General features: G+C 59.8%; 4 protein-coding genes. 3 read left to right on the top strand and 1 reads right to left on the bottom strand.

Translation table 11 applies throughout. The annotated features are described in order from the left end of the window. The 3 genes from ACR652_RS05665 to ACR652_RS05655 all read left to right on the top strand — a co-directional run. Nucleotides 1–274, top strand: a 274-nt coding sequence (locus ACR652_RS05665) for a hypothetical protein (RefSeq protein WP_434505547.1), incomplete at its 5' end; no start/stop codon positions are given. Nucleotides 275–318: 44 nt separating this feature from the next. Further along, nucleotides 319–906 (top strand): alpha/beta fold hydrolase, encoded by a 588-nt coding sequence (locus tag ACR652_RS05660; RefSeq protein ID WP_434505546.1) that lies wholly within the window; start codon nt 319–321, stop codon nt 904–906. Further along, the gene (locus ACR652_RS05655) at nt 906–1157 is read left to right on the top strand and encodes a hypothetical protein (RefSeq protein ID WP_434505545.1); all 252 of its coding nucleotides are present in this window, start codon (nt 906–908) and stop codon (nt 1155–1157) included. The genes ACR652_RS05660 and ACR652_RS05655 overlap by 1 nt, the downstream gene beginning before the upstream one ends. A 525-nt stretch (nt 1158–1682) precedes the next feature. Here ACR652_RS05655 and ACR652_RS05650 read toward each other — a convergent pair. Next, nucleotides 1683–2143, bottom strand: a 461-nt coding sequence (locus ACR652_RS05650) for a hypothetical protein (RefSeq protein ID WP_434505544.1), incomplete at its 5' end; no start/stop codon positions are given.

Raw genomic sequence — 2143 nt, 5'->3', positions numbered from 1 at the left:
GGTGCAACGCACGAGGCCAGTGATCCTGACCGCGCTTGCCGCCGTGCTGGCCTTTATCCCCCTCACGCACTCCGTCTTCTGGGGATCGATGGCTTACACGCTGATCGGCGGCACGGCGGTCGGCACGGTGCTGATCCTGCTGTTCCTTCCTGCGCTTTACGCCGCATGGTTCCGGATCAAGCCAACAGCGGACGACGTCCATGCGAGCGCCCGTGCGGATGAGCGAACGGACCTGCACATGGCGGACGTCGAGCCTGCGTTCGACGGTCGCTAGCATTCCTTGGGAGAAATCTCGTCGTCAAGTCATAGGAGAGCGCCATGTTGAATGATGTGATCTTCGGTCTGCTCGGTTTCGTTGTCATGTCGGCGGCGATCGTGCCCCTTTCGCTCCTCGTCGAGGCGATGCGGCCCGTTCCGCCAACTCCGGTGCGCCTCTCATGGGCGCCGGACACCCCGATCCGATATGTCAGCGCCAACGGCGTCCGCCTTCGCTACATCAAGACTGGTGAAGGCCCTGCGCTGGTTCTTTTACACACGCTGAGGACGCAACTTGATCTCTTCGAGAAGGTCGTCCCCGATCTGGCGAAGAGTTTCACCGTGTATGCGGTCGATTATCCCGGCCATGGCTATTCCGACATACCACCTGCGAAATACGACGCGGCCTATTTCGTTGAGACGATCGAAGACTTTCTCCAAGCGTTGGATCTTCACGAAGTTACGCTCGCGGGCGTTTCAATCGGGGCCTCAATTTCTCTCATCATCGCGGCGCGCAACAATCCGCGCGTTTCGCGCGTAGTGGCAATCAATCCTACGATTACGCGAAGGGGCGCGGGATGGCGCGCAGCTCCTCTCTCGCGCGTCTCTTCGTCGCCCTGGCGGATCTGCCAGTCCTCGGCGACACAGTGATGCGCCTGCGTCAATTCCTGATCATGAAATCAGTGTTCAACGGCGGCGTCGCCGACCCGGAGCGCATTCCGCCGGAGCTGCTGAAGGAAATGTATCTCGTCGGCAACCGCAAAGGCCATTACCGCGCCTTCCTCAATCTGCTCCGCAACGCCGAAAGCTGGGAAACGGCGACCAAGGCCTATTCGAACATCAGGATTCCCGTGCTGCTGCTCTGGGGAGATCACGACTGGTCGCGGCCAGACGAACGCTAACACGATCGCCAGATCGTGCCCAGCGCAAAAATGGCGACCGTCGAAAACGGGGGGCACTTCCTGCCGCTCGACAGGCCAGGCGCGGTCATCGAGCATTTGCTCGCCTTTCAGGCTCCGCTCGTTGGAAAGGCTTCGTCATGAAGGCTTACCTTTCAGCGTCGCTTAGCGACCGGCCGCCCGTCGAGCGGAACGGTCGCGCCGATGGTCGCTGCCTGCTGCTAGACGAGAGCGATGCGCAGGTGCTGCGCACCGATTCTCACTCTGGGGCGCGGCCTTCCCGTTCAGAGTGGGTTGAGGAGACCATGCGAAGGTTTTCGCCGACGCCCGACACTTACGATCCCCGGTGGCACGATGGATCGCGCGATAGGCCGAGCCCAACCCAAAAGCGAGAGGGCACAATCATCAAGATCGCGTTCCTTGGCTGGCGATCGGTAGCCAGAAACGACGCAGGCAATCAAAAGCGATTATATTCATATGAGCATTAGTCATTTAGTCGTGACAGGGCTCGTTTTGTTATCCACGAAGCTAACGCGCATATGTGCCAGCATGGCCGCCATTGAACCGGCGCATGAGCTTGCCGCCCGGCTTGATCTCCAGTTCGAGCTGTTCGAATTTCATCGTGTCCTCCGCGTTCGCTTCGAATTTCGATGCGAAGAGCGTGACGGTCTCCCCCTCACGTGACCAGCAGCCGGTCGCGTACTCGTCGAGCGCGCCATACGCGAGCATATATTCGAACCGGCCGTTCGCCTGCAGCCGCAGCTCTGAGCCGACTTCCATCACGCCTCTCATGGAGTAGTGACCGGCGAGTGAAGGATCAGCCCGTGTGCAGTGAGCAGCTGAAGCTTCCGACGCCAAGAATGCGGTCAGTCCGAAAACGCTCGTGCAGGCGAAGAAGGAGCGAAGCAGGTTCATGTCGGTTTCCGATGAGAGCAGGGTTACCTTTATCGGTGCATCATAGAATCGACCAACATGCGCGAAGGTGCGCT

Origin of the sequence: Methylocystis sp. (genome assembly GCF_051061225.1) — a bacterium.
Taxonomy (GTDB): Bacteria; Pseudomonadota; Alphaproteobacteria; order Rhizobiales; family Beijerinckiaceae; genus Methylocystis.
The sequence above is the reverse complement of the archived record's forward strand: the minus strand, read 5'-3'. Positions and strand labels throughout refer to the sequence as shown.